A 21,819-nucleotide genomic window follows, 5' to 3' on the forward strand; every position below is an offset into this window, starting at 1 on the left:
CGCCTATTTCAATTTCTGCGGCAAGCCCGCAGTAATAAAATACACCTCTTTCGATATTTCGGCGAGTCGTTGATGGAGGCGTCCGGCATGATCGCGAAAGGCCCGTGCCAGTGCGTTATCCGGTACAATTCCTTGCCCCACCTCGTTGGAGACAAAGACGACCGGCCCGGAAAGTTCCTCGATTGCAGCGATAAGATTATCAAATTCCGCGTCAATCGGCGAGTCGCGTCCCATCAGGTTGCTGAGCCACAGCGTGAGGCAATCAACCAGAACAATATTATCGTTTCGGGAATGAGCTTTCAGAGCGTCGGCAAGTTTCAAAGGCTCTTCGATGGTCATCCAGCTAGCTCCACGATCTTGCTGATGCTGCCTAATTCTATCGTCCATCTCGGAATCATAAGATTCCGCTGTCGCAAGATAAATCCTATTTGCGCGCTGATTAATCACCAAGTCTTCGGCGAACCTGCTTTTGCCGGAACGCGCGCCACCCAGAACAAGGATAATGTCATCGCTCATGTTATCTCCTGTCAATCAGGTGAATAAAGGAACCCGATACAGAGCCGATCGCTGTCCCCGCATTGCCGAGATCAGCGCCGCGTGCATCCTGAATATTGAATAATACCGGCGCGTCGGCGGCCTTGATTATCGACGCATAGTGAAACTCATGGGCGGAGAATATGTCTCCTTTATCTCCAAGAATACAGTCTGTCGCAAGTCTGGCATTTCGATACCCCAAGTGTAATTTTGGCTTGGCAAAAGATGTTTCTATTGGCAGCAGGTTCAGCATTTCATGTGCCGTCCCGCCTTTGTCGAGAATATTTTTCCCGAGTACCATGAAGCCCCCGCATTCACCATAGATCGGTTTGTTCTTCGCTGCCGCGGTTTTTAAAGCTCTCTTGAACTTACCGGCGGCGGCCAGTTGCGCGCCATATAGTTCCGGATATCCACCGGGGAGGTAGATTGCCCCGGCGTCAGTATCGGGTTGCTCGTCCGCCAGGGGGGAGAAAAAAGAGATTTCCGCGCCGCTGGCACGCCAGCCATTCAGCAGATGCGGATAAGTGAAGGCGAAGGCATTGTCTTCGGCGACCGCTATTTTCTGAGCGAAAGGAACAAGCGAGGTGCCGGCCTTTGCCGGGATGTCGCGGGGGGCTTTGGCGATTTCCTTCAATCCATCAAGGTCGCAATGGCGCTCGATTATATCTGCAGCATTTTCCAGAAAAACATTCAGTTCCGGATTTTCCCGCGCTTGAACCAGACCCAGATGTCGGTGATCAATTGCGAGAATGTCTGATTTGGGAATGAATCCGAGGGACTTGACGCCGACAGCTGTGGCGGCTTCCTCAAGGAGGCGGATATGGGCCTCTCCACCAACATTATTGAAGATAACTCCGGCAATTCGAGTGTCGGTACGAAATTTATCAAAGCCCTGAATGAGCGCCGCAACACTGGCTGCTTGTCCTTTCGCATTGACAATGAGCACAACAGGCAGGTTCCATTCTGCGGCCGTATCTGCGGTTGAGCCGGAGCCATCCTGTGCCCCGTCAAATAATCCCATGACGCCTTCCCCGATGACCATGTCCGTGTCTGAGAATACGGTAGACAGGACAGCGGCTTGCGTGTCTCTCCGCATTGCCCATAAATCAAGATTAAAGCAAGGGGTGCCGGAAGCGAAAGTATGAAAGGCGGGGTCAATATAATCGGGACCAACCTTGAATGAGCCGATTTTAATGCCTTGCCGCCGAAATGCCCGCAAAAGGGCAAGTGTCACTGTAGTTTTGCCCGAGCCCGATGCCGGAGCCGCGATAAGCAAGGCAGGTTGATGAAGCGCTTCCACGGTCAGCCCTTGGCTCCCAGCGCGAGAAATTTGCCGTACCAATCAAGTTCAGGCCGAAGCTTGACCACGTCTCCTATAACGATGAGAGCGGGTGGTTTCAATTTGCTTTTATTGAGATCGTCAGCAGCGGTTTCGAGCGTCGTGATGACAACTTTCTGATCCTCTGTTGTAGCCTTGAAAATGATGGCTACACTCTCGGATTTATTGCGGCCGTAACGGATCAACCTTTCGGAAATCGACCGGATATGCTTGACCCCCATATAGACAACGATGACAGGAGAACCTTTTGCGATATGGTCCCAGTTGACATTGGGTATCTTGCCGCTCGCGTCATGGCCGGTCAGGAAGGTGACGGCCGAATTTGTTTCGCGATGGGTCAAAGGAATGCCGGCGTAGGCAAGACCACCCACACCGGATGATATTCCGGGAATGACCCGAAAAGGAACGTTGTGTGCTGCCAGCGTCAGGGCTTCTTCTCCGCCGCGACCGAAGATATAGGGATCACCGCCCTTAAGGCGCAGCACCTTCTTTCCTTCCCGGGCGAGCGCGATCAACCGCTCCGTAATATCGTTTTGCTTCGGAGACGGTTTGCCGCCCCGCTTGCCGGCATACTCCAGAATTGTGTCCGGGCCGGTCAGTTCCAGAATATCCTGACCGACCAGCGCGTCATAGACCAGCACATCCGCCTGCCGAAGCGCTTCGTAGGCATAGAGAGTCAGTAATCCGGCATCTCCGGGGCCGGCGCCAACCAGCCAGACTGAGCCCGCTTCAAACGGGGGCATTTTGTTTAAGATATTCTCCATAATCCTCTTTTACACATCTATCATCTTCGCGCCTAGCCATCTGTCCAGTTGCCGCTTATAAATGTTTTCATGAAGGATAGAAATGCCAAAGAGCTGCGATATGGCTGGACGACGGGAGCATGCGCGACGGCGGCGACCAAAGCGGCATTGATTGCCCTTTTCGGCGACGATTTCCCCGATCCGGTAACAATTACATTACCGCGCGGTCAGACACCGGCGTTTGCGCTTGCAACAGAAGAAAAGGGCGAAGATTTCACCCGTGTCAGCATTATCAAAGATGCAGGAGATGATCCGGACGTTACACATTTGGCCCGGATTATTGCGACAGTGCGTAGAGGCAAAGCAGGAGGCGGCATTGTATTTCGTGGCGGAGAAGGAGTTGGAACGGTTACCAGAGAAGGCCTGCCGATTGCGGTAGGAGAGCCCGCCATCAATCCGGTTCCTCGAAAAATGCTGCGTGAGGTGGTTAACGAAGTCACGACTGCGTATCGGCAGCCGACTGATATCGAGGTTGAAATCAGTGTCGAGAACGGCGCAGAGCTTGCAACACATACAATGAATGGGCGGCTTGGTATTATTGGTGGTTTGTCGATATTGGGAACTACGGGGATTGTTGTGCCTTATTCCTGCGCTTCCTGGATCGCCTCTATTCATAGAGGAATTGATGTCGCCCGCGCGGCGAAAGAACCGCACCTTGCCGCGAGCACGGGCTCAACTTCAGAGAAGGCCGTGGCAGAACTCTATGGCCTCCCCGAGATTGCATTGCTGGACATGGGAGATTTCGCAGGGGGTGTCCTTAAATATATTCGGACCCATCCGGTCCCCCGACTGAGTATTGCCGGTGGTTTTGGCAAGATTACAAAACTTGCGCAAGGCAGTATGGATTTGCATTCCGGCCGAAGCTCCGTTGATTTTATCTGGCTGGCGGATCAGCTGACTGAACTCGGCGCGCAAGAGAAACTAGTAGAGAATGCTCGGAAGGCGAATACTGCATTACAGGTGTTTTCCTGGGCGATGGAGGCAGAGCTATCCCTGGCGCATCATGTCGCCAGAAAAGCCAAAATTGTAGCTGTGGAGGCAGGTGGCCGAGAGACTGATATTGAAGTGCTGATTTTTGATCGTGCGGGCACGCTCGTGGGCCGGAGTGATGAGTGACATGAAGAAAATTCTCCTGATAGGAGGCACAAAGGAGGCGGTCACTCTAAACCGGGAACTTTTCGCCCGTCCTGATATAGATCTGGTAACCTCACTTGCCGGAAGAACAGCCCAGCCAGCGACCTTAAAGGGTCATGTCGTCACTGGCGGCTTTGGCGGGACAGCGGGCCTGGCGGAATTTATTGACCAGAACCGGGTAGACCACATCATTGATGCCAGTCACCCTTATGCCGAACAAATTACCCGGACGGCGATCACGGTCTGTCGTGCGAAGGGTATTCCGTGCCTGAGGTATTTGCGGCCTGCGTGGGAAAAGCAGCAAGAGGATCATTGGATTGCCGCTGGCAACATGGAAGATGCACCAGAAAAAACAAAAAATTTCAATCGCGTATTCCTGTCCATAGGTCGGCAGGAGCTCGCGCATTTTGAGAAAATCCCCAGGAAGTACTTTCTCGTCAGGACGATAGAGCCGATTGAATTTAATCCTGAAAACTCTCAGGCCGAGCTGATACGGGCGAGGGGGCCCTTCACCCTGGAAGATGAAGCACGCTTGATGGTAGAGCACAGGATTGATCTCATAGTCAGCAAAAACAGCGGTGGAGCTGCGACTTACCCAAAAATAGAAGCCGCGCGACAGCTTCGGATTCCGGTAGTGATGATCGATCGTCCGGAAACCACTGAAGGAAAAATATTCAGCCGATTGCAGGATCTTATAGCCGCTATCGATGGCTAGCTCAGTATGAGTTTCTACTAGGCCTTCTTTTTCGGCCGGAGAACATGAACATGATCGGCATGATAAAGAGCGCTGTCCCGATATGTTTCCGCCGTGAGAACCCTTCCGACAATAATCAGGGCTGTCCGGGTGATTTTCTCGGCTCGCACTTTTCCCTGTATATCTTTTAAGGTCCCGCGGATGACCTGCTCATCTGGCCAGCTTGCGCGAAATACCACGGCGACTGGGCAGTCCTCACCATAATGCGGGATTAGCTCCGCCGACACATGGCGCAAATTCCGCACGGAAAGATGTATGGCAAGCGTAGCCCCCGAAGCCCCGAGAGTTGATAAATCCTCCCGGTTAGGCATGGCGGTTGCCTTCATTGAGGTCCGCGTCAGAATAACGGTTTGACTTACCTCGGGTAGGGTAAATTCGGTTTTCAGTGTCGCTGCAACGGCGGCAAAGGCGGGCACCCCGGGCGTGATTGTATAATCGATCCCCAATTCATCAAGTCGGCGCATCTGCTCCCCTATCGCCCCGTAAAGACTCGGATCGCCGGAATGCACCCGCGCGACATGGAGCCCGGCTTCATTTGCCTTGACCATCTCTGAAATGATTTCATCAAGGGTGAGGGGGGCTGTATCAATAACCAGCGCGTCCTTCGGCGCATGGGTGAGAATTTCCTCCGGAACCAGCGATCCCGCATAAAGGCATACCGGGCAGGCGGCGATCAGATCGCGACCGCGTAAAGTGATAAGGTCCGCAGCGCCGGGTCCGGCGCCAATAAAATAGACGGTCATTTCTCTGTTCCTGTTTTGAGCGGCTGGCTTCTCATTTTTCCACTATAGCCTCGCGGCGTATAAACCCAGCTTCTTGCGCCTGAATTTGTGGTTGTAATCTGGCTTTCGCTGGACCCTACCATGACGAGGGTCAGCATATCGACCAACTCCGGATCGAGATCTTCAAGCGCGACAAAGGTCACATTTTCCGTGTCCCTGCCAAGATTGCGCGCAATGATCACCGGTGTGTCCGCCGGGCGATGTTTTAGCAGGATGCTCTTTGCCGCATGAAGCTGTGTCCGCCGCTTCATGGAAACGGGATTGTAGAAGGAAATCACAAAATCCCCCTCGGCGGCGGCGGTTATCCGCTTCTCTATCACTTCCCAAGGGGTTAGCAAATCCGAAAGGGATATGGTGCAGAAGTCATGGCCGAGTGGTGCACCCGCGCGGGCCGCTGCTGCCTGCAGCGCCGAAATTCCGGGCGCTACGTGAATATCAAGTCGGCCCCATTCTGCATTGTCTTCACGATCGATCAGTTCGAACACCAGTGTTGCCATTGCGTAGATGCCGATATCGCCGGAGGATATCAGGGCGACATTCTTGCCCTCCGCCGCGAGGTCAAGTGCCGCGCGAACCCTTGTTTCTTCTTCTCCCAGCCCAAAATCGTGGCGAATTTTACCTGCAATGCCCTCTCCCAGCAGATCAAGATACAGGCTGTAAGCAACGAGATCTGTCGCCTCATTAATAAGGTGACTTGCCTCCGGTGTGCGCCATGCGTCCTGCCCAGGGCCAATGCCGATCACCGAGAGTTTCCCTTGCATATTGCCGACCTGGCCCTGCTCGATCGGGTGACGAGCTCTTGCTATTGCAACGGTTGCTTTCCTGGATTTCTGCTTTGGAATGATAAGGTCACCTTCGGGACCGGCGGCGGAAAGGGCCGCCCCTTCGCTAACACCGTAACAACCGACTTCCTTGAACACGATTTCCGATGGTGTGCTAAGCCGGGGTGTTTCGCGGCTTAATGTTTCCGCGTCCATGAACCGGGCGTCGAGTCCGAAAAATCCAGCAACGGCATGCATGGCTGCCTCATCGGATTTGAGGTCTATCGAGCTGACGCAGCCAACGGAAAGTCGGCTTAAGTCGTGTTTTGCCAATGTCGTTTTTACTAATTCGACAAGCTCTGAAGGGTCTGTCCCACGCTCGCATCCGACACCGACTGACAGTGTTTTAGGGTGATAGACAAGTCGTCCACCGCCGCCGTGAACAACGTTTGTCGTCACCTCAATCGTCAGCGTGCCATCGTCGGAAAAGGGGAGATTGGAATTGGTAAGCCAGCCATGTCCGCCGTTTAGGCGGATTGTCTCGCCACTCAGCAATCGTGTAACGAAACCCTTCACATGTTGCGGATTGGCAAGGGCCAGGCCAGAGGGCGGCGCATCCATCGCAATGTCGAAATGCACATCGCTCGCTGTGGTGATTGCGGCGTGGCTCTCCAGTGCTTCCGCAATTTCCATCGCCAACTTGTTTGCGCCGTGATGCCCGCCAAGCAAAGGGACAATAGTCTGTCCATCATCAGCGATTGCCAAAACTGGCGGCTCCACCAGCTTGTCTTTCAAGACAGGTGCCAGACATCTGATCAGGATGGCAGAAGCGCAAATACCCAGGATCGGTGCACCTGCGCGAAATAGTTCCTGTATGTGTGATGCGGTTTGCTGAAAGGTGATATCAGAGCCTCTAACACGCCCGCTAAGTCCATGGATCAGCGCCTCAGGATAGAGCGCCTGTAATTTTTCAGCGGTTTCCCGTCCGCTATCATTCAAAAGGACAATTGCGATGGGAGGGGTCATTTCCATGCTTGGCCCCGCTTGTGAATAAGGATCATGGAAAAATAGGGCGCAGCATCCTTCGGCACATCCTCAAGCGCCATTATTTTCTCATTCTCCATCGTTGCACGCTCAATATATCGCGCACTTTTCTCAAGCCCGAGATCAAATATCAGTTTCCGTACCCGGTCGAAATGACGTCCGATTTTCATAATGGCAGCACTATCAGTTTCCTGAAGGCGTGCGGTCAGTATATCTGAAGGCAGCGGTGCCGGTAATACTGTGAGAATATCGTTCCGTGCCGATAGCGGAGATTGTAAAGCGGTTGCGCAGGCTGTCAGGGATGATACCCCGGGAATGACCTCCACCGGAAATTTCTCCGCAATACGGCCAAAAAGATACATGAAGGAGCCATAAAAGAAAGGATCTCCCTCACAGAGGACAACAACATCCTGTCCGGCGTCCAGATGCGCACAGAGTTCTTCAGCCGCGACGTCATAAGCCGCCTGAGCCGGCGCTCGCTCAATCGTCATCGGGATACGAATGGCTATTTCCGTTTTCGGGGTTGTCAGATGCGGAGCGATGATAGCCCGTGCGAGACTGTCCCCGTCTTCCAGCACCGGATAGGCAAGGACTGTCGTGGCCTGCAGGCGTTTCAAGGCTTTCACGGTGATGAGGTCCGGATCGCCGGGACCAATCCCGAGGCCGTAGAGAGTTCCTGTCATTCTTTTACCAATCGTAATTGTGTTATTTGTCGGAATGGTTTCCAACTTGTGAAGCCACCGATCTTTTCCGCACGGGAGTAATTAAGCCGGGTAAGCGCACCGTCATATGAGTCATGCAGCTGAAAAAGCCGTTGCTCACCCTCTATCGTGACGGCGTTTGCGACCAGCCTCCCTCCCGGCTTCAAGGCCTTCCAGCTCGCTTCAAAGATACCTTCGACATTTAGTCCCCCGCCAATAAAGATCGCATCGGGGGCCTCCAGTCCAACCAAGGCATCAGGTGCGGTTGCATTTAGGGTTTTAAGCTGCGGGACGCCGAGATTAACGCGGTTCTTTTCAATCAGGTCGAACCGGTCCTTACGCGCTTCAACAGCAATGGCGCGGTTGCGGGGATCGCACCTCATCCATTCGATGGCCACGGATCCGCATCCCGCGCCTATATCCCACAATAATTGCCCGGGAAAAGGACCAAGGGCAGAGAGAGTTGCGCTTCGAACTTCTCGTTTCGTCAGCTGTCCGTCATGCTCGAACGCTTCATCCGCAAGCCCTGGGATGGAAGGATACATTTTTGCATTGGATTGCGGCGGGCAATGTACTGCAATCGTGTTGAAATCACGGAACGATTTCCCCGCAAACTGATCGGCCGTTCCTTGATGGATACCCTCTCTCGCGCCACCCATATGTTCAAGTACAGCCATTACACTTTCCCCAAGCCCTCGGGAAGTCAGCAGATGTGCAACGCGCGATGGTGTCTCGCCGCTATCGGAGAGAGCCAGAATGCGGGCATCCGGGGCAAGGTGCGGGATTATCATTTCAAGTGGCCGCCCATGCAAAGTGATGGTGTCTGTTCGGGCCAGGTCCCATCCCAGTCTTGCCGCGGCAAGGCTGAAAGCAGAGCGGGATGGGAAAATTGCAATTTCCTCCGCGGGGAGGCGCTTGGCGAAGGTAACGCCAATCCCGTATTGCATCGGGTCGCCGGTCGCAAGAATACAGATTTTCTCGCCGCGTCGCGCCATGATTTCATTGACAAGGATCATCAGCGGGCTGGGCCAGGTTTTTCGTTCCCGCTCATCTTCTGGCAGCATGGCGAGATGGCGTTCGCCGCCGACGAGCAGCGTGGCCGACTCAATAGCCCGTGTCGCGGAGGGAGAGATTGCCTCTATTCCATCTTCCCCGATGCCCACAATGCTGAGCCATGCCGTCATTCCGTCTTCCCCGCAAGTCCGGCCAGAGCGTTGAGTGCTGCCGCGGCCATGGCGCTTCCGCCTTTGCGGCCCCGAAGTGTAATAAAAGGAACCTCGTAATTATGCGTTATCAGCGCCTCCTTGGATTCCGCCGCGCCGACAAATCCGACCGGAAATGAAAGAATGGCGGCAGGCTTTGGCGCGCCGGCGTCCAATCGCTCAAGTAAGTGAAAAAGCGCCGTTGGCGCGTTCCCGATTACCACAATACTTCCCTCCAATTGCTCCAGCCAGAGATCAACTGCGGCGGCAGAGCGGGTTGTTTGCAATCGCGCCGCCATTTTCGGAACTTCTTCCCGGTTAAGGGTACAGATCACTTTATTTCCCGGAGGAAGAAATCGCCGGATAATCCCATGTGTGACCATTTCGCAATCGCAGAAGATCGGCGCTCCTGCCTTGAGTGCTTTTGCGCCAGACGATGCGATATCGGCACTGCATACAAGATCGGAGAGGATTTCCGGCATACCGCAGGCATGAATGACCCGGGTAGCAAGGGTTCTCGTCGCCGCGTCAAAGCCGGAGAAATCCGCTTCGGACTCTATGGTCGCGAAGGATTTTTCATAAATAGCTTTTGGATCGCGGAGATAATCGAACATAACTCTATCGACCGTTTTTCTTCATGCTGACCGGGCCGAGTGGATGGTCGGCGTGAGGGTAAGGATGATGGTGATGGTCATGGTCATGGCTGTGGGAATGATCATGACCGTGCGAATGGTCGTGTTCATTGTGATGATGGTGATCATGACTATGGTCGTGAGTGTTATCGCCTGTGCCGATCCCTTCGACATGATGATGATGGCTCTCCTGTTTAAGGCCGACTTCATCCTCGAACCCGAGGGCCTGTTCACGGTACTTGCACATCCCGCAGTTCATATTATTGGTGCCATCAAGGATTTCCGTCACCCTTTCGGCGAAGCAGTCGAGAACCAAGGGATGATCATTGAGATAAGGGGCCTTGATGAATTCGATGTCCGGGTGAGCTGCGGCGACCTTGTCCGTATAATCATAGATTCGATTGACAAGAATGCCGGTGAACAGGAAATAGGGGAAGACGACAATTCGTTTGTAGCCAAGCCGCGCCGCATGTTCCAAGCCCGGCTCAACCAGCGGGAAGGTCACGCCTGAATAGACCGTTTCCCCCCATCCGAAGCCCAATCCTTCCCACAAGAGTCGCATAACCTTGGTGACATTGGAATTGGCATCCGGGTCCGAGGCGCCGCGTCCGACAACCACAAGCATGGTTTCATGCAAGGGGACGTCAGTGGCCGCTTCCGCCAGTGCCTCGCGGATTCTTTCTCCGGCAGCGCGGATCATTTTAGGATCAATACCGAGCTCCCTGCCGTAGGAAATAGTCAATCCTTCATGCTCCGCCGCATACCGATTGAGAACCGACGGAATGTCATTCTTGGCATGGCCTGCGGCAAACAACATGCCCGGAATGGCGAGGATATGGTTGTGATGGCTTTCCCGAAGGCGGTCGAGACCATCGCGGATTATCGGCGTCGCAAACTCAAGAAAACCTGAATCCACCTGATATTGCGGCAGGCGCTTCGCTATGCCTTTTGCAACGGCGGCAAACTCAGTCACCGCACCCTCATCGCGACTGCCGTGGCCGCAGACCATTACGCCATATTTTTCTGTCATATCAAGCTCCGGTTTCTGCACACAGCAAATTGTACGCAGGGAATAGTTTTAGGGGGCTGTGTCGTCTGAGGTCAATAAATTCAAGATTGACGTGTCCACACGACCATATCATGTTGCGCCGATGTCCAGCATATTGTTCACGTCCAGCTCTGCTTTTTTCACACCGCCGCTGATTATCCTGCTGGCGCTCCTCATTGATGCACTGGCGGGGGATCCAAAATGGCTTTATCGAGCTATTCCGCATCCCGTCGTCCTGCTGGGCAAATTGATATCGGTGCTGGAAACCCGGACGAACGACGGTGGAAAAAGTAGCAGGCAGCAGTTTGTATCGGGCGCACAATGTTGTGCAGCCGTCATTATCGTTGCGGTCTTGGTGGGATCTGCCATCGCAACACTTTGCCAGGCCATTCCGGCCGGCATGATTTTGCTGGCGGTTCTGGCGAGTAGCTTGATCGCCTGGCACGGGCTTTACATTCATGTTCGCGACGTAAGGGTTGGACTGGAGTGCAGTCTTGGAGAGGGACGAGCGGCGATTTCCCATATTGTCGGGCGCGATCCTGAGAAACTTGATGAGAGCGCCATTTCGCGGGCGGCCATCGAATCGCTTGCCGAGAATTTTTCTGATGGCACCGTTGCGCCCATTTTCTGGTTTGCCCTGCTGGGACTCCCCGGGCTCTGTGCCTATAAGGCGGTCAACACCCTCGATAGTATGATCGGGCATCACAATACGCGATATGAATTTTTTGGTAAAGCGGCGGCCCGGATTGATGATGTGGCGAACTATATCCCGGCGCGACTGACAGCTATTCTGATAGTTGTTGCAGCTTGTTTCGTGAAAGGCGCGAATGCGAAGGCGGCCCTTAAAGCTATTTTCAGGGATGCATCTTATCACCGCAGTTTTAATGCCGGCTGGCCGGAAGCGGCGATGGCGGGCGCTCTTGGTATCGCGCTGGCCGGACCGCGTATGTATGACGGGATCGAAGTTTCCGACCATTGGATGAACGGGGCCGGGATTCGTGCTGCCAGTTCTGAGCATATTTTTCGCGCCCTCCTTCTCTACCGGGTAGCGGGCGGTTTGATCATGGCGCTGCTTATTGGTCTCGCGTTCGTAATATACTGCTTCAGCTGACATCATTGGCAACCTCCAGCAGGCCATCAAGGTCAAGATGGCGCTCCATATGTTCTGCGAGTTTATCTAAGGTATTTTCTACAAGATATTCAAAATTATCAATTTTTTCATTTTGATTTTTAAACCGGTTAATAAATTTATATCGAAATTCATCGCTTGTGAATAATCCGTGCAGATAGCCTCCCATGATCCGCTTGTTTGGCGAGATTGCACCATCTGGGCCGGAGGAAAGCGTGACAAAAGGCTGTTCAAGGGCTGGTCCATTGGTCCTGCCGACATGCATGTGATACCCCCGGATCGCACTGCCGGTTAGATGCTCCTTGCCATCTTCTTCCACTAGTGTTTTCTCCGCCGTGAGCGTCGTCGTGAAATCGAGAAGGCCAAGCCCGTCAATGGTTCGCGCGGGGCCTTCAATTCCGCCGGGATCGGATAGTTGGCGGCCTAGCATCTGGTATCCGGCGCAAAGACCGATTACCGTTCCGCCCTGTCGGACATGAGACTGTATATCGATATCCCAACCCTGCAGACGGATGAAATCCATATCGGCGAGAGTCGCCTTGGATCCGGGCAGCAAGATTACATCCATGCCGGCTGGAATGGTATTGCCGGGACGCACCATATGAATCGTCACGCCGGGTTCGGCCAGCAGCGGATCAAGATCATCAAAATTCGCAATGCGCGAAAGGATCGGAACGGCAATATTTATGTCGCCAAGTCGAGCAGGCCGTGACGTGATCGAAAAGGCATCTTCCGGGGGCAGGTGATGTGCTTCATCGAAGAAGGGAAGCACGCCGAAATTCCTGAGCCCGGTTTTCTCACTCGTTATTTTGAGGCCATCATCGAAGAGAGAGATATCTCCGCGAAACTTGTTGATGAGATAGCCCTTCATCCGTTGCTGTTCCGACGGGGAGAGTAGCATATGTGTGCCGACAATCTGGGCGATCACACCACCCCGGTCGATATCCCCGATGAGGACGACCGGCACGTCGGCGGCCTCGGCAAATCCCATATTGGCAATATCGTTGGCACGGAGGTTGACCTCCGCAGGGCTGCCGGCGCCCTCGATAAGGACAAGATCGACATTTTCGCCGATCCGGTGGAAGCTCTCCAAAACCTTGGGTAGCAGTTTCTGTTTAATGGCCTGATAGTCGCGCGCAGCGGCGGTGCCATACATCTTTCCCTGCACGATAACCTGAGCACCGATATCGGTTTGCGGCTTAAGCAGAACCGGGTTCATATCGTTTAGAAGCGGTGTTCTTGCCGCTCGTGCCTGCAGGGCTTGGGCCCGGCCAATCTCGCCACCTTCGATCGTCACAGCGGCATTGTTTGACATATTCTGCGGCTTGAACGGTCGGACTTTGAGCCCCCGATTACTGTAGGCGCGGGCCAGTCCGGCAACAAGCAGCGACTTGCCGACATCAGATCCCGTTCCCTGCAGCATGAGGGCCGCTGTCATCAGAATTCTATCCCGACTTGCGCTTTTACGCCGGAACGAAAGGGATGTTTGATCTGGGTCATTTCGGTCACCAGATCGGCAATCTCGATAAGTTCTTCTTTCGCATTGCGGCCGGTCACCACCACATGCAGTTTTTCCGGTTTGTTTTTCAGGAACTCTATGACTTCTCCGAGAGGGAGGCTGTCATACCGGAGTACGATATTCAGCTCGTCGAGGATAACCATGTCATAGGCGGGATTGTCGCCACGGCTCGCTTCGATCATTTCCTTGGATTTCTCCCACGCTTTTTCGGCCGCACGAATGTCCCGCTCCCGATCCTGCGTTTCCCAGGTAAAGCCTTCACCCATGGTGTGAATGTCGATCTGGTCGGGGAAGGCTTCCAGGACTTTTCGCTCTCCGGTCTCCCATTTCCCCTTCACATATTGCACGACGCCAACTCTCATATCATTGCCGATTGCGCGTGCAGCAAGGCCGAAGGCCGCCGTCGATTTCCCCTTACCCTTGCCGGTATGCACAATCAACAATCCTTTTTCGATTGTTTTGGTGGCAAGCATCTTATCCCGAGCAGCCTTTTTCTTCGCGGCTTTTTCATTCGCGCGGGCGATTTCTTCCTGCGTTAGATTAATGCTCATTGCGCTCCCTCCTGTTTCAGTAACTTGAGCTCATCATGGATGGTGTTTCGGCGTGGACGCCAAAGATCTCGGTCTAATGCTTCCTGAAACCGGTCCGCCATTTCCCGCAAGGCGTCCGGATTGTTGTCTTTAAGGAAATCCCGAACCTTGCCGTCCATCATGTAAGCGTCAAACACGGCATCAAAATGATGATCCCTGACGGCCTTGGCCGTCGCGGCAAAGGCGAAAAGATAGTCGACCGTTGCGGCCATTTCAAAGGCCCCTTTATATCCATGGCGCATCACACCCTCTATCCATTTCGGATTAACGACACGGGCACGGACTACCCGGCCGACCTCTTCTTCGAGCGTCCTTATTTTCGGGTTCTCAGGTCGGGAATGATCGTTGTGATACACGATGGGTTGGACGCCCTTGATATGCCGTACTGCCGCCGTGACACCCCCTTCAAACTGGTAATAATCATCGCTATCAAGCAGATCATGCTCCCGGTTATCCTGATTGTGAACGACCGCTTCTACATGCCCCAGCCTTTTCTCGAAAAGGGAGTGTTCGGCCACGCCCTCGTCACCGGCCCCATAGGCATAACCGCCCCAGGCTATATAGGCGCGGGCAAGATCCCCTTCTTCTGTCCAGCCTTTTTCATCGATCAGGGCCTGCAATCCCGCACCATATGCACCGGGCTTGGAGCCGAACAGGCGATGTCCGGCACGCTTTGTCGCAACGTCCTCCGGTAAGCCGGATTTGATGAGCTCAGCCTTGTCACTACGGACACGAGCGGCGAGGGGGTTTGTCTTCTCATCCTCTTCAAGCGCAGCAACATCTCGTGCGGCACTATCGAACAGGGCCATTTGTTGCGGGAAGGCATCGCGGAAAAAGCCGGATACCCGTAATGTTACGTCAACACGAGGGCGGTCAAGAATGCTTGCGGGAAGGATTTCGAAGCCAGTCACCCGGTTGGAGGCTTTGTCCCATGTCGGGCGAACGCCCATCAGCGCAAGGGCCTGTGCGATATCGTCGCCGCCTGTGCGCATGTTGGAGGTGCCCCAGGCGCTCAGGATCATTGTTTTTGGCCAGGCGCCGTTTTCCTGCCGATAGCGGTCAATCAGAAGGCCGGCCGATTTCCAACCTAACAGCCATGCCGTTGGTGTCGGTATAGCGCGGCTGTCGACCGAGTAGAAATTTCGCCCTGTCGGAAGCACGTCACTTCGTCCGCGTGTCGGGGCCCCTGACGGGCCGGGCTCCACAAAGCGTCCGTTTAAGCCCTTCAGTAAGCCATCAATTTCGGCGCGGCCACTCGCTTCAACGGCTGGACGCAATGTATTCTCCAAACCTTCCAGTACCGCTCGGGTTTTTTGCCAATCCGGGCTTGCAACTTTTTCTCCGGCGACAAGCTCGGCAGCGAGGAGTTCAAGCCGTTCAACCGTATCGCCGTTGGATCGCCATGTGCCGTCATAGGCCAGCATATCAGGCCGCGCGCCGGTCCATTTCGCCCCCATGTCACAATCTAGTGGGTCAAAGTCTTCAGATAGTTCCAAGTCTTGCGCCATGCTGCGAATAAGGGATGCATTGCCGAATTTGCCGTCGCCGCGTGGGATGCGCAAAAGGGCGACGAGCAGGTCAGTAAGCTGGCGATCTGTCGGCGAAACACCAAAAACATGCAGCCCATCGCGGATCTGCAATTCCTTCAACTCACAGAGATAGTTGTCGAGTTTGGATAGTTGATTGTCTTCCGGCTCTTCAGCCTCAATGCCGCAATCAATGTCGATGCCAGTCGTTTGGGTCAGCTCCAGTATCTGTTTACGAAGCAGCGCTATACGACGCGGATCAACGCCGGCCGCCTCATAATACTCATCAATCAACCGTTCAAGATCAGCAAGCGGGCCATAGCTCTCTGCTCGCGTCATCGGCGGTGTCAGATGGTCGATGATAACAGCACTTGCCCGGCGCTTGGCTTGTGTCCCTTCACCCGGATCATTGACGATAAACGGATATAGATGAACCATAGGTCCAAAGACCGCCTCAGGGTAGCATTCTTGCGAGAGGGCAACCGACTTTCCAGGAAGCCATTCCAGATTGCCATGCTTGCCCATATGAATAACAGCATGCACTTTCTCAGCTTCCCGCAAGAAAGCATAAAAAGCCAGATAGCCGTGCGGAGGGACCAGGTCCGGATCGTGATAGCTGGCTGCAGGGTCAATATTATAACCCCGGGCGGGCTGGATGCCGACAATGATATTGCCAAGTCTGTGCGCCGCCAGTTTGAATTCGCCCTCTTCTACAAAGGGATCATTTTCGGGCTGTCCCCAACGTTCCAGTATCGTCGATTGCAAGAAGCCGGGCAGTTGTTCAAAAAAGTTTTTGTAAGATGCCATGGAATAGGAAAGGCCTGATTTTCGCTTTATGACTTTGCGGTCATTTGTTGGGCCTTCCAGCAGACTATTGATCAGGTCATTTCCGGACTCCGGAATAACGGAAACATCATAACCGTTTTTTTTCAAAGCCTTTAATACTTCTATCGTGCCCGCAGGCGTATCAAGCCCTACACCATTACCGATACGGCCATTTTTCGTTGGATAGTTTGCCAGGATCAGAGCGATTTTTCGCTCAGAGGCTTTTGCGTTGCGAAGCCGCGCCCAGCTTGCTGCGAGATCTGCAACAAATTCAATGCGATCCGGAACCGATTTATAGGCGATAATATTCGTTTGTGTCGCATCATCGAAACCGTCATCGGCTTTAAAGGAAACGGCGCGCGAGAGGATCCGGCCATCAACTTCCGGGAGGGCGACATTCATTGCAATGTCCCTTGCGTTAAGCCCGGTAACCCCGTCACGCCAGGCCGCTTCATTTCCGCCAGAAAATATAACCTGCAGGATAGGACAGTCTGCTGCGTCGAAGGGTGTTTCTTTTCTCTCCGCTCCCGGGTTGGATATTGCAAAACCGGTTGCATTCAGCAAGACAGACGGAGGCGCTTCGTATAGATGATGAGAGACTATTTCAGCTGATATTCTATCTTTCAGGCTGGAGACGAATATGGGCAGTGGATTTATATCCCGTGCGAGCAATGCAGCGATAAGGTCATTAACCGGAGCCAGATTATTCGCCTGAAAAAGTGCGCGATAGAAAATAATGCCAGCGACGGGCGCGTCCTTTTTCCAATGCTCGCGGAGACTATCTAAATCCGGCCTTTCAAGTTCCGGCCAGTAAAGACCCGCCCTCATCAGAGGTTTGGGTTCCCGCCACTCACCCTCTCCGTCCAGCAAATGCCGCGCATAATCCAGAAAGCCATTATAATTTTCTGCGCCGCCTTCCACCAGATACTGCCAGAGCCGGTGGACAGAATCGCGCGGCAGCGTGTTCAGGCCCGCAAGTTCCTCGTCTGGTTGATCGTCACCGGGCAGGAACGCAAGCCTTATGTCTTTTTGGCGGCAACATTCCGTGATCCTCTCAACCGCATAAGGCCAGTAGCTGACCCCTCCCAGAAGCCGGATTATGACCAGCTTTGCATGGGCGATGACATCCTCGACATAGATATCGACAGAAAGATTGTGCGATAGTTGCATATTATTGGCGAGCCGCAGCGACGGTCTGTTCAGTCCGGATTTTTGCGCCGTTGCAAGACTGGATAGTTCCGTATCTGCCGACGAGAGAAAGACGATGTCTCCCGGCGTCTGGCCAAGATCAATCGCTTCCGATCCATCCGCGATCCCACCCGGTATGGCTGCCAGCAAATGCATGTCAGGTCGTTATCAATCGGGTAACGGCAACCTGATCCATATCATGCTCACCGATAATTACCAGTTTGCTGACCCGGGTTTCGCCGTCTTCCCAGTCGCGATCGAAATAGTGTTGCAGCCGGTTGCCGACACCTTGCAGCACCATCCGCATGTCCTTACCAACCACTGCTATAAAGCCTTTTACGCGCAATATATTATGAGCAGAAATCGCGGCTTCTAGTTTGGAAACCAGGGCCTCAGGAGACGTTATTTCTCCGATATCAAGAACGAAACTTTCAAAATCATCATGTTCATGATCATCGGCGTCGTCGTGAACGGAGGGGCGCGCCGCGAGGTCATCTTCCGCAGCCGCGCCTAATCCTAGAAGCACTCGCGCATCGACCTTGCCATGACTTGACAGGAGCATCTTCACGGAAGGTCGGACCCTTCCTTTTAGCGTAGCAGTCGCCGCTGATATGGATGTTTCGTCCAGAAGGTCAGCCTTATTGAAGATGATCAGGTCAGCGCAGTTGAGCTGGTCATCGAACAGCTCTTCAAGCGGACTGTCGTGGTCGAGATTTTCGTCGGCTTCCCGCTGCGCCTGAACGGCCGCCGGGTTGGCCGCGAACAGGCCATCCCGATAGGCCGGGCCATCAATGACTGTTACGACACCATCGACTGTGACCTGCGTTCGTACTTCGGGCCAGCCAAAGGCACGGACAAGCGGCTTGGGAAGCGCGAGCCCTGATGTTTCCACAATGATATGATCGGGACGAATGTCACGATCGAGTAGTTTCTGAATTGTCGGCAGAAAATCATCTGCGACGGTACAGCAGATACAGCCGTTCGCAAGCTCGACGATATCATCTTCTGTGCAGTTCTCGTTGCCGCACCCCTTCAGGATTTCGCCATCAACCCCCAGATCCCCGAATTCATTAATGATCAACGCAATTTTGCGGCCATCTGAATTCTCAATCAGGTTTCGAATGAGACTGGTTTTTCCAGCCCCCAGAAAGCCGGTAATAACCGTTGCGGGGATCTTTTCGCTCATAATGAGAGTTCCATTGATTGAAAGAGAAAGTCGCAGTGAAGCGATGCTGACGCGTAAAGGTTGTCAGGAAGCAGATATTTAAGACGCGAAGCGATTACGCTCATCATGATCCTCCGTCATGCAGCTGACATTAACACATAATGATGGCAGGTCTCCTGGCTTGCGAATGGCACCGGCACTTGCCTTCCCGATTTCCTCAGTGGCTTTTTGTGCTGGCTAATCGCTTACAGTTGCGGGGACAGCCGCGGCATTGATAAAAATCGCACCGCATTCCCTTATAATCCCGGATTGGGAACCATCGGACCGGACGCTAAGGCGGAAAGCTTCTTCTGTCAATCCGTTAGCGGCTGTTTTCTGACCTAGTCCAGTCATGCAGAGAGGTTTCGAGACGGATCCATTCCTTTTCGGTCCCCGGATGGCCGAAACGCAGAAAATTTGGGCGCTCTGGAAACATCCTGCAGAGAATGGCCGCTTCGCAAAGATGCCGGAATAGATCCTCGGTGTTTTCCGATTCTGTCAGGCAAAATAGATCCGTGCCACCAACAATCTTGAGGCCGCTTTGCGCTAATAGATTGGTCATTCGATGCGCCGAATTGTGAAGCCTGCTGCGGGTCGAGGTGATCCATTCATCGTCGGCTAGTGCTTTTGCCCCGGCCTCTAAGGCGATGCCACTGACAGCCCAAGGGCCTAATTCTCCGCGAATTCTGTCGACGAACGGAGGTGGTCCGATCAGGAATCCAAGCCGGAGCCCGGCAAGCCCGAAGAATTTTCCGAAGGATTTCAGAATGAGGGGGCCGTTTTCATCGACATCCGGCGCAAGCGAAATTTCAGGGTCCGTGTCGGCGAAAGCCTCATCAATAATAAGCCAGCCGCCGCGGGCATGGAGTTTTTTTGCCAATGCCTTCAAGTCTTGCGTCAGATACTTTCGGCCATCGGGATTATTGGGATGAACAAGGATAGCAATTTTCGCGGTCCCACTGATATCCTCAATACCTTCTATTTCACGCACCTGATGCCCCGCTCGTGACCAGCAGGCGGCATGCTCATTATAGGTCGGAGAGATAATTTCTACTTCCGACAGAGGCATCAGTCGAGGCAACAACTGAATAGCCGATTGTGTTCCGGGCAATGCGCAGATTTTTGCGGCTTTGGAAACCGAATAGTAAGTTTTTGCCGCATCTAGAATTGCAGTTTCGGCACTCGCCGAAGGGAGTCTCTGCCAAGCGCTAGTCGTTACATCCGTAATCGGATAGGGATATGGGTTTATGCCGGTGCTGATGTCCAGCCATTCAGACATGTCATGGCCGAAATTCGCGCAGGCCCAATGTAGATCACCGCCGTGAAACTGCAGGCCGTTTTCGGGTTTTTGCAAGAAAGTCGGGATCATTGCACCTCGCGTTCTTAAAACTGTCCTCTCTTATCAGAATGCAGTTTGTTTTCGCAAATTTATCCTGTAGTTTCGAAATCATGACAGACACAGTCAAAAATAAGATCGTGGTCAAGGACCTCTGCAAGAGCTTTGATGGCGTTCAGGTTCTGAACGGCATTAATCTGGAGGTTAAAACCGGTGAGATTCTCACGTTGATCGGGCCTTCCGGCTCGGGCAAGACACTTACCCTCAAATGTATTCTTGGCCTTATCAAGCCTGATAGCGGTTCAATTCTGCTTGATGGCAAGGAAGTCAGCGACTTGCCGGAGAAAGAACGGGTCAAGTTTTTTCGTAATTTCGGTATTCTGTTCCAGCGTTCTGGGCTGTTTGATGGCATGCGGGTCTGGGAGAATATCGGTTTTCGGCTCAGTCAGCAGCCGGGCATGAGCAAAAGTGATGTCAAGGAAATGGCGATCAAGAAGCTGCGTTCTGTCGGACTTTCATCCGATGTCGCGGATCTCTATCCGGCTGAGCTTTCCGGAGGGATGCAGAAACGCGTTGGATTTGCCCGCGCCATCGCCGGTGATCCGGCAATCCTGTTTCTCGACGAGCCCACGGCGGGTCTCGACCCGATCATGAGCAACGTGATCAATGACCAGATTTTCAACAACGTGCGGGAGTTGGGGAGTACGGTGATGGCGATTACGAGCAATTTGCTCACGGCACGTATTATCTCTGATCGGATTGCCATGTTGCATGAAGGGCGCGTTGTTTGGACCGGGGATGTCCGCGAGGCCGCGCATAGCGATAACGCTTATGTTTCCCAATTTTGGAACAAGCGAAAAGATGGCCCGATACAAATGTCGGTATCAACGATTTCCGCTTGATTTGATTTACAGGAATTTTTATCACGCAGGCAGCTTGCTGAGCGTCTGAATTGTCACATGCCGACAATCAGGACTGCACAATATCCATGCGTGACAGGGAAATTGATTCTTTCATTGCTTCCGACCTATTAAGGCATCGCAAAAACCTGCCTTGGAAGCAAAATGCATCGTCCCCCGGCTGTTGGGAGCGTCCATATCTCATTGATGACTATATAACACGTGCCCATGCGGAAAACCGGCGCTTAGAAGAGAGTCGTGAATTGGCAACCCTGCGTGATGCGGTCGAGTGTGAACTCGCGCATCTGCCGTCGACAAAACAACGCCTGTGGTTGGCGGAATACCGGTTTCTGGAAAAACTTATGTCCTTTCGTCAGCTCGTAGTATATGCGCCGGCTTTTCTAACCCTGTCCCGTATCATGCCGAAGAAGATGGTGTTCTGCAGACGTGAGGTTGTTCATCGATATCTAAAACTGAATTCTTTGCCAAAAACGCCATATATGGAGAAGCTATCTCGCCAGTTTGTGCGTTCAAGTGTGCTGCTTTATCCTGCGGAGAAGCTTGTCCCGGCGGCCGACAAATTCATTCGCCTTGCCGTGCGTTCCGCAGATCAGAGCAAAAAGCAAAACCGCCATCGGGTGGCCATTTTATTACGTTCTCACCAGATGATGAGTGATAAGGAAATCTGTGAGAGATTTCAATGCGAGGAGATATATTTTGACGAACTGGCGCTTCTTGCGGAACTGGCTGATCACTACCGATTGACTATCGAAGATATTTTCAGGGTCTCCGCGGAGGAAATCAATCGTTTCTGGGATATCCAATATTAATGCTTGAGATCCGGAAATAAAATAGCGAAGGCGGCGCGC

Annotated in this window: 19 protein-coding genes and 1 riboswitch; of the genes, 5 read left to right on the forward strand and 14 right to left on the reverse strand. The window is 53.3% G+C overall.

The genetic code is table 11. From position 1 onward, the window contains the following. Positions 1-3 precede the first annotated feature (3 nt). Genes cobU through cobA form a run of 3 tightly spaced genes read right to left on the reverse strand, consistent with a single transcriptional unit; the run spans position 4 to position 2,616 of the window. Positions 4-516, reverse strand: coding sequence for a bifunctional adenosylcobinamide kinase/adenosylcobinamide-phosphate guanylyltransferase (gene cobU / locus AACZ19_RS04830; RefSeq protein ID WP_339631674.1), 513 nt, complete (start codon positions 514-516; stop codon positions 4-6). Between the two features lies 1 nt (position 517). After that, positions 518-1,834 (reverse strand): cobyrinate a,c-diamide synthase, encoded by a 1,317-nt coding sequence (locus tag AACZ19_RS04835; protein ID WP_339631676.1) that lies wholly within the window; start codon positions 1,832-1,834, stop codon positions 518-520. 2 nt (positions 1,835-1,836) lie between these two features. After that, the gene (cobA, locus tag AACZ19_RS04840) at positions 1,837-2,616 is read right to left on the reverse strand and encodes a uroporphyrinogen-III C-methyltransferase (protein WP_339631678.1); all 780 of its coding nucleotides are present in this window, start codon (positions 2,614-2,616) and stop codon (positions 1,837-1,839) included. A 90-nt stretch (positions 2,617-2,706) separates the two neighbouring features. Between cobA and AACZ19_RS04845 the strand changes: the two genes are divergently transcribed. Both AACZ19_RS04845 and AACZ19_RS04850 read left to right on the forward strand, forming a co-directional pair. After that, on the forward strand, positions 2,707-3,792 hold the full coding sequence (locus AACZ19_RS04845) for a cobalt-precorrin-5B (C(1))-methyltransferase (protein WP_339631681.1): 1,086 nt from the start codon (positions 2,707-2,709) through the stop codon (positions 3,790-3,792). 1 nt (position 3,793) lies between these two features. Next, a complete protein-coding gene (locus AACZ19_RS04850) occupies positions 3,794-4,525 on the forward strand; it encodes a cobalt-precorrin-6A reductase (protein ID WP_339631683.1) in 732 nt (243 codons plus the stop codon). 17 nt (positions 4,526-4,542) lie between these two features. Here AACZ19_RS04850 and cobM read toward each other — a convergent pair whose 3' ends face one another. From cobM to AACZ19_RS04880, 6 genes are read right to left on the reverse strand one after another with little or no spacing between them, the layout of a single operon-like run. Beyond that, a complete protein-coding gene (gene cobM, locus AACZ19_RS04855) occupies positions 4,543-5,307 on the reverse strand; it encodes a precorrin-4 C(11)-methyltransferase (RefSeq protein ID WP_339631685.1) in 765 nt (254 codons plus the stop codon). Then, complete coding sequence (cobJ, locus tag AACZ19_RS04860; RefSeq protein WP_339631687.1) at positions 5,304-7,139, reverse strand: precorrin-3B C(17)-methyltransferase; 1,836 nt, start codon at positions 7,137-7,139, stop codon at positions 5,304-5,306. The genes cobM and cobJ overlap by 4 nt, the downstream gene beginning before the upstream one ends. Further along, complete coding sequence (gene cobI, locus AACZ19_RS04865) at positions 7,130-7,834, reverse strand: precorrin-2 C(20)-methyltransferase (protein WP_339631689.1); 705 nt, start codon at positions 7,832-7,834, stop codon at positions 7,130-7,132. Before cobI ends, cobJ begins: the two co-directional genes overlap by 10 nt. After that, a complete protein-coding gene (cbiE, locus tag AACZ19_RS04870; protein WP_339631691.1) occupies positions 7,831-9,036 on the reverse strand; it encodes a precorrin-6y C5,15-methyltransferase (decarboxylating) subunit CbiE in 1,206 nt (401 codons plus the stop codon). The genes cobI and cbiE overlap by 4 nt, the downstream gene beginning before the upstream one ends. After that, positions 9,033-9,668 carry a precorrin-8X methylmutase gene (locus AACZ19_RS04875; RefSeq protein WP_339631693.1) on the reverse strand — a complete coding sequence of 212 codons (636 nt, stop codon included), beginning with the start codon at positions 9,666-9,668 and terminating at the stop codon, positions 9,033-9,035. Before AACZ19_RS04875 ends, cbiE begins: the two co-directional genes overlap by 4 nt. Before the next feature lie 4 nt (positions 9,669-9,672). After that, entirely contained in the window at positions 9,673-10,716 is a 1,044-nt protein-coding gene (locus AACZ19_RS04880; protein ID WP_339631695.1) for a sirohydrochlorin chelatase, read from the reverse strand. Between the two features lie 91 nt (positions 10,717-10,807). Between AACZ19_RS04880 and cbiB the strand changes: the two genes are divergently transcribed. Further along, positions 10,808-11,845 carry an adenosylcobinamide-phosphate synthase CbiB gene (gene cbiB, locus AACZ19_RS04885; protein ID WP_339631696.1) on the forward strand — a complete coding sequence of 346 codons (1,038 nt, stop codon included), beginning with the start codon at positions 10,808-10,810 and terminating at the stop codon, positions 11,843-11,845. Here the strand turns inward: cbiB and AACZ19_RS04890 are convergent. The 5 genes from AACZ19_RS04890 to cobD form a co-directional block, all read right to left on the reverse strand. Then, on the reverse strand, positions 11,838-13,301 hold the full coding sequence (locus AACZ19_RS04890) for a cobyric acid synthase (RefSeq protein WP_339631698.1): 1,464 nt from the start codon (positions 13,299-13,301) through the stop codon (positions 11,838-11,840). The two genes, cbiB and AACZ19_RS04890, sit on opposite strands and share 8 nt — an antisense overlap. After that, positions 13,301-13,933: a cob(I)yrinic acid a,c-diamide adenosyltransferase gene (cobO, locus tag AACZ19_RS04895; protein ID WP_339631700.1), complete on the reverse strand. Its 633-nt coding sequence runs from the start codon at positions 13,931-13,933 to the stop codon at positions 13,301-13,303. The genes AACZ19_RS04890 and cobO overlap by 1 nt, the downstream gene beginning before the upstream one ends. Beyond that, positions 13,930-17,667, reverse strand: coding sequence for a cobaltochelatase subunit CobN (gene cobN / locus AACZ19_RS04900; RefSeq protein ID WP_339631701.1), 3,738 nt, complete (start codon positions 17,665-17,667; stop codon positions 13,930-13,932). The genes cobO and cobN overlap by 4 nt, the downstream gene beginning before the upstream one ends. A gap of 1 nt (position 17,668) precedes the next feature. After that, positions 17,669-18,697, reverse strand: coding sequence for a cobalamin biosynthesis protein CobW (gene cobW, locus AACZ19_RS04905; protein WP_339631703.1), 1,029 nt, complete (start codon positions 18,695-18,697; stop codon positions 17,669-17,671). 127 nt (positions 18,698-18,824) lie between these two features. Beyond that, positions 18,825-19,012: riboswitch (cobalamin riboswitch) on the reverse strand. Positions 19,013-19,037: 25 nt separating this feature from the next. After that, positions 19,038-20,084, reverse strand: a complete 1,047-nt coding sequence (gene cobD, locus AACZ19_RS04910; RefSeq protein ID WP_339631704.1) for a threonine-phosphate decarboxylase CobD — start codon at positions 20,082-20,084, stop codon at positions 19,038-19,040. A gap of 80 nt (positions 20,085-20,164) precedes the next feature. Here cobD and AACZ19_RS04915 point away from each other — a divergent pair, with 80 nt between their 5' ends. Beyond that, complete coding sequence (locus tag AACZ19_RS04915; RefSeq protein ID WP_339631705.1) at positions 20,165-20,953, forward strand: ATP-binding cassette domain-containing protein; 789 nt, start codon at positions 20,165-20,167, stop codon at positions 20,951-20,953. An 86-nt stretch (positions 20,954-21,039) separates the two neighbouring features. Further along, positions 21,040-21,780 carry a hypothetical protein gene (locus AACZ19_RS04920; protein ID WP_339631706.1) on the forward strand — a complete coding sequence of 247 codons (741 nt, stop codon included), beginning with the start codon at positions 21,040-21,042 and terminating at the stop codon, positions 21,778-21,780. Positions 21,781-21,819: the final 39 nt, after the last annotated feature.

Source organism: uncultured Sneathiella sp. (assembly GCF_963973085.1).
Lineage (GTDB): Bacteria > Pseudomonadota > Alphaproteobacteria > Sneathiellales > Sneathiellaceae > Sneathiella.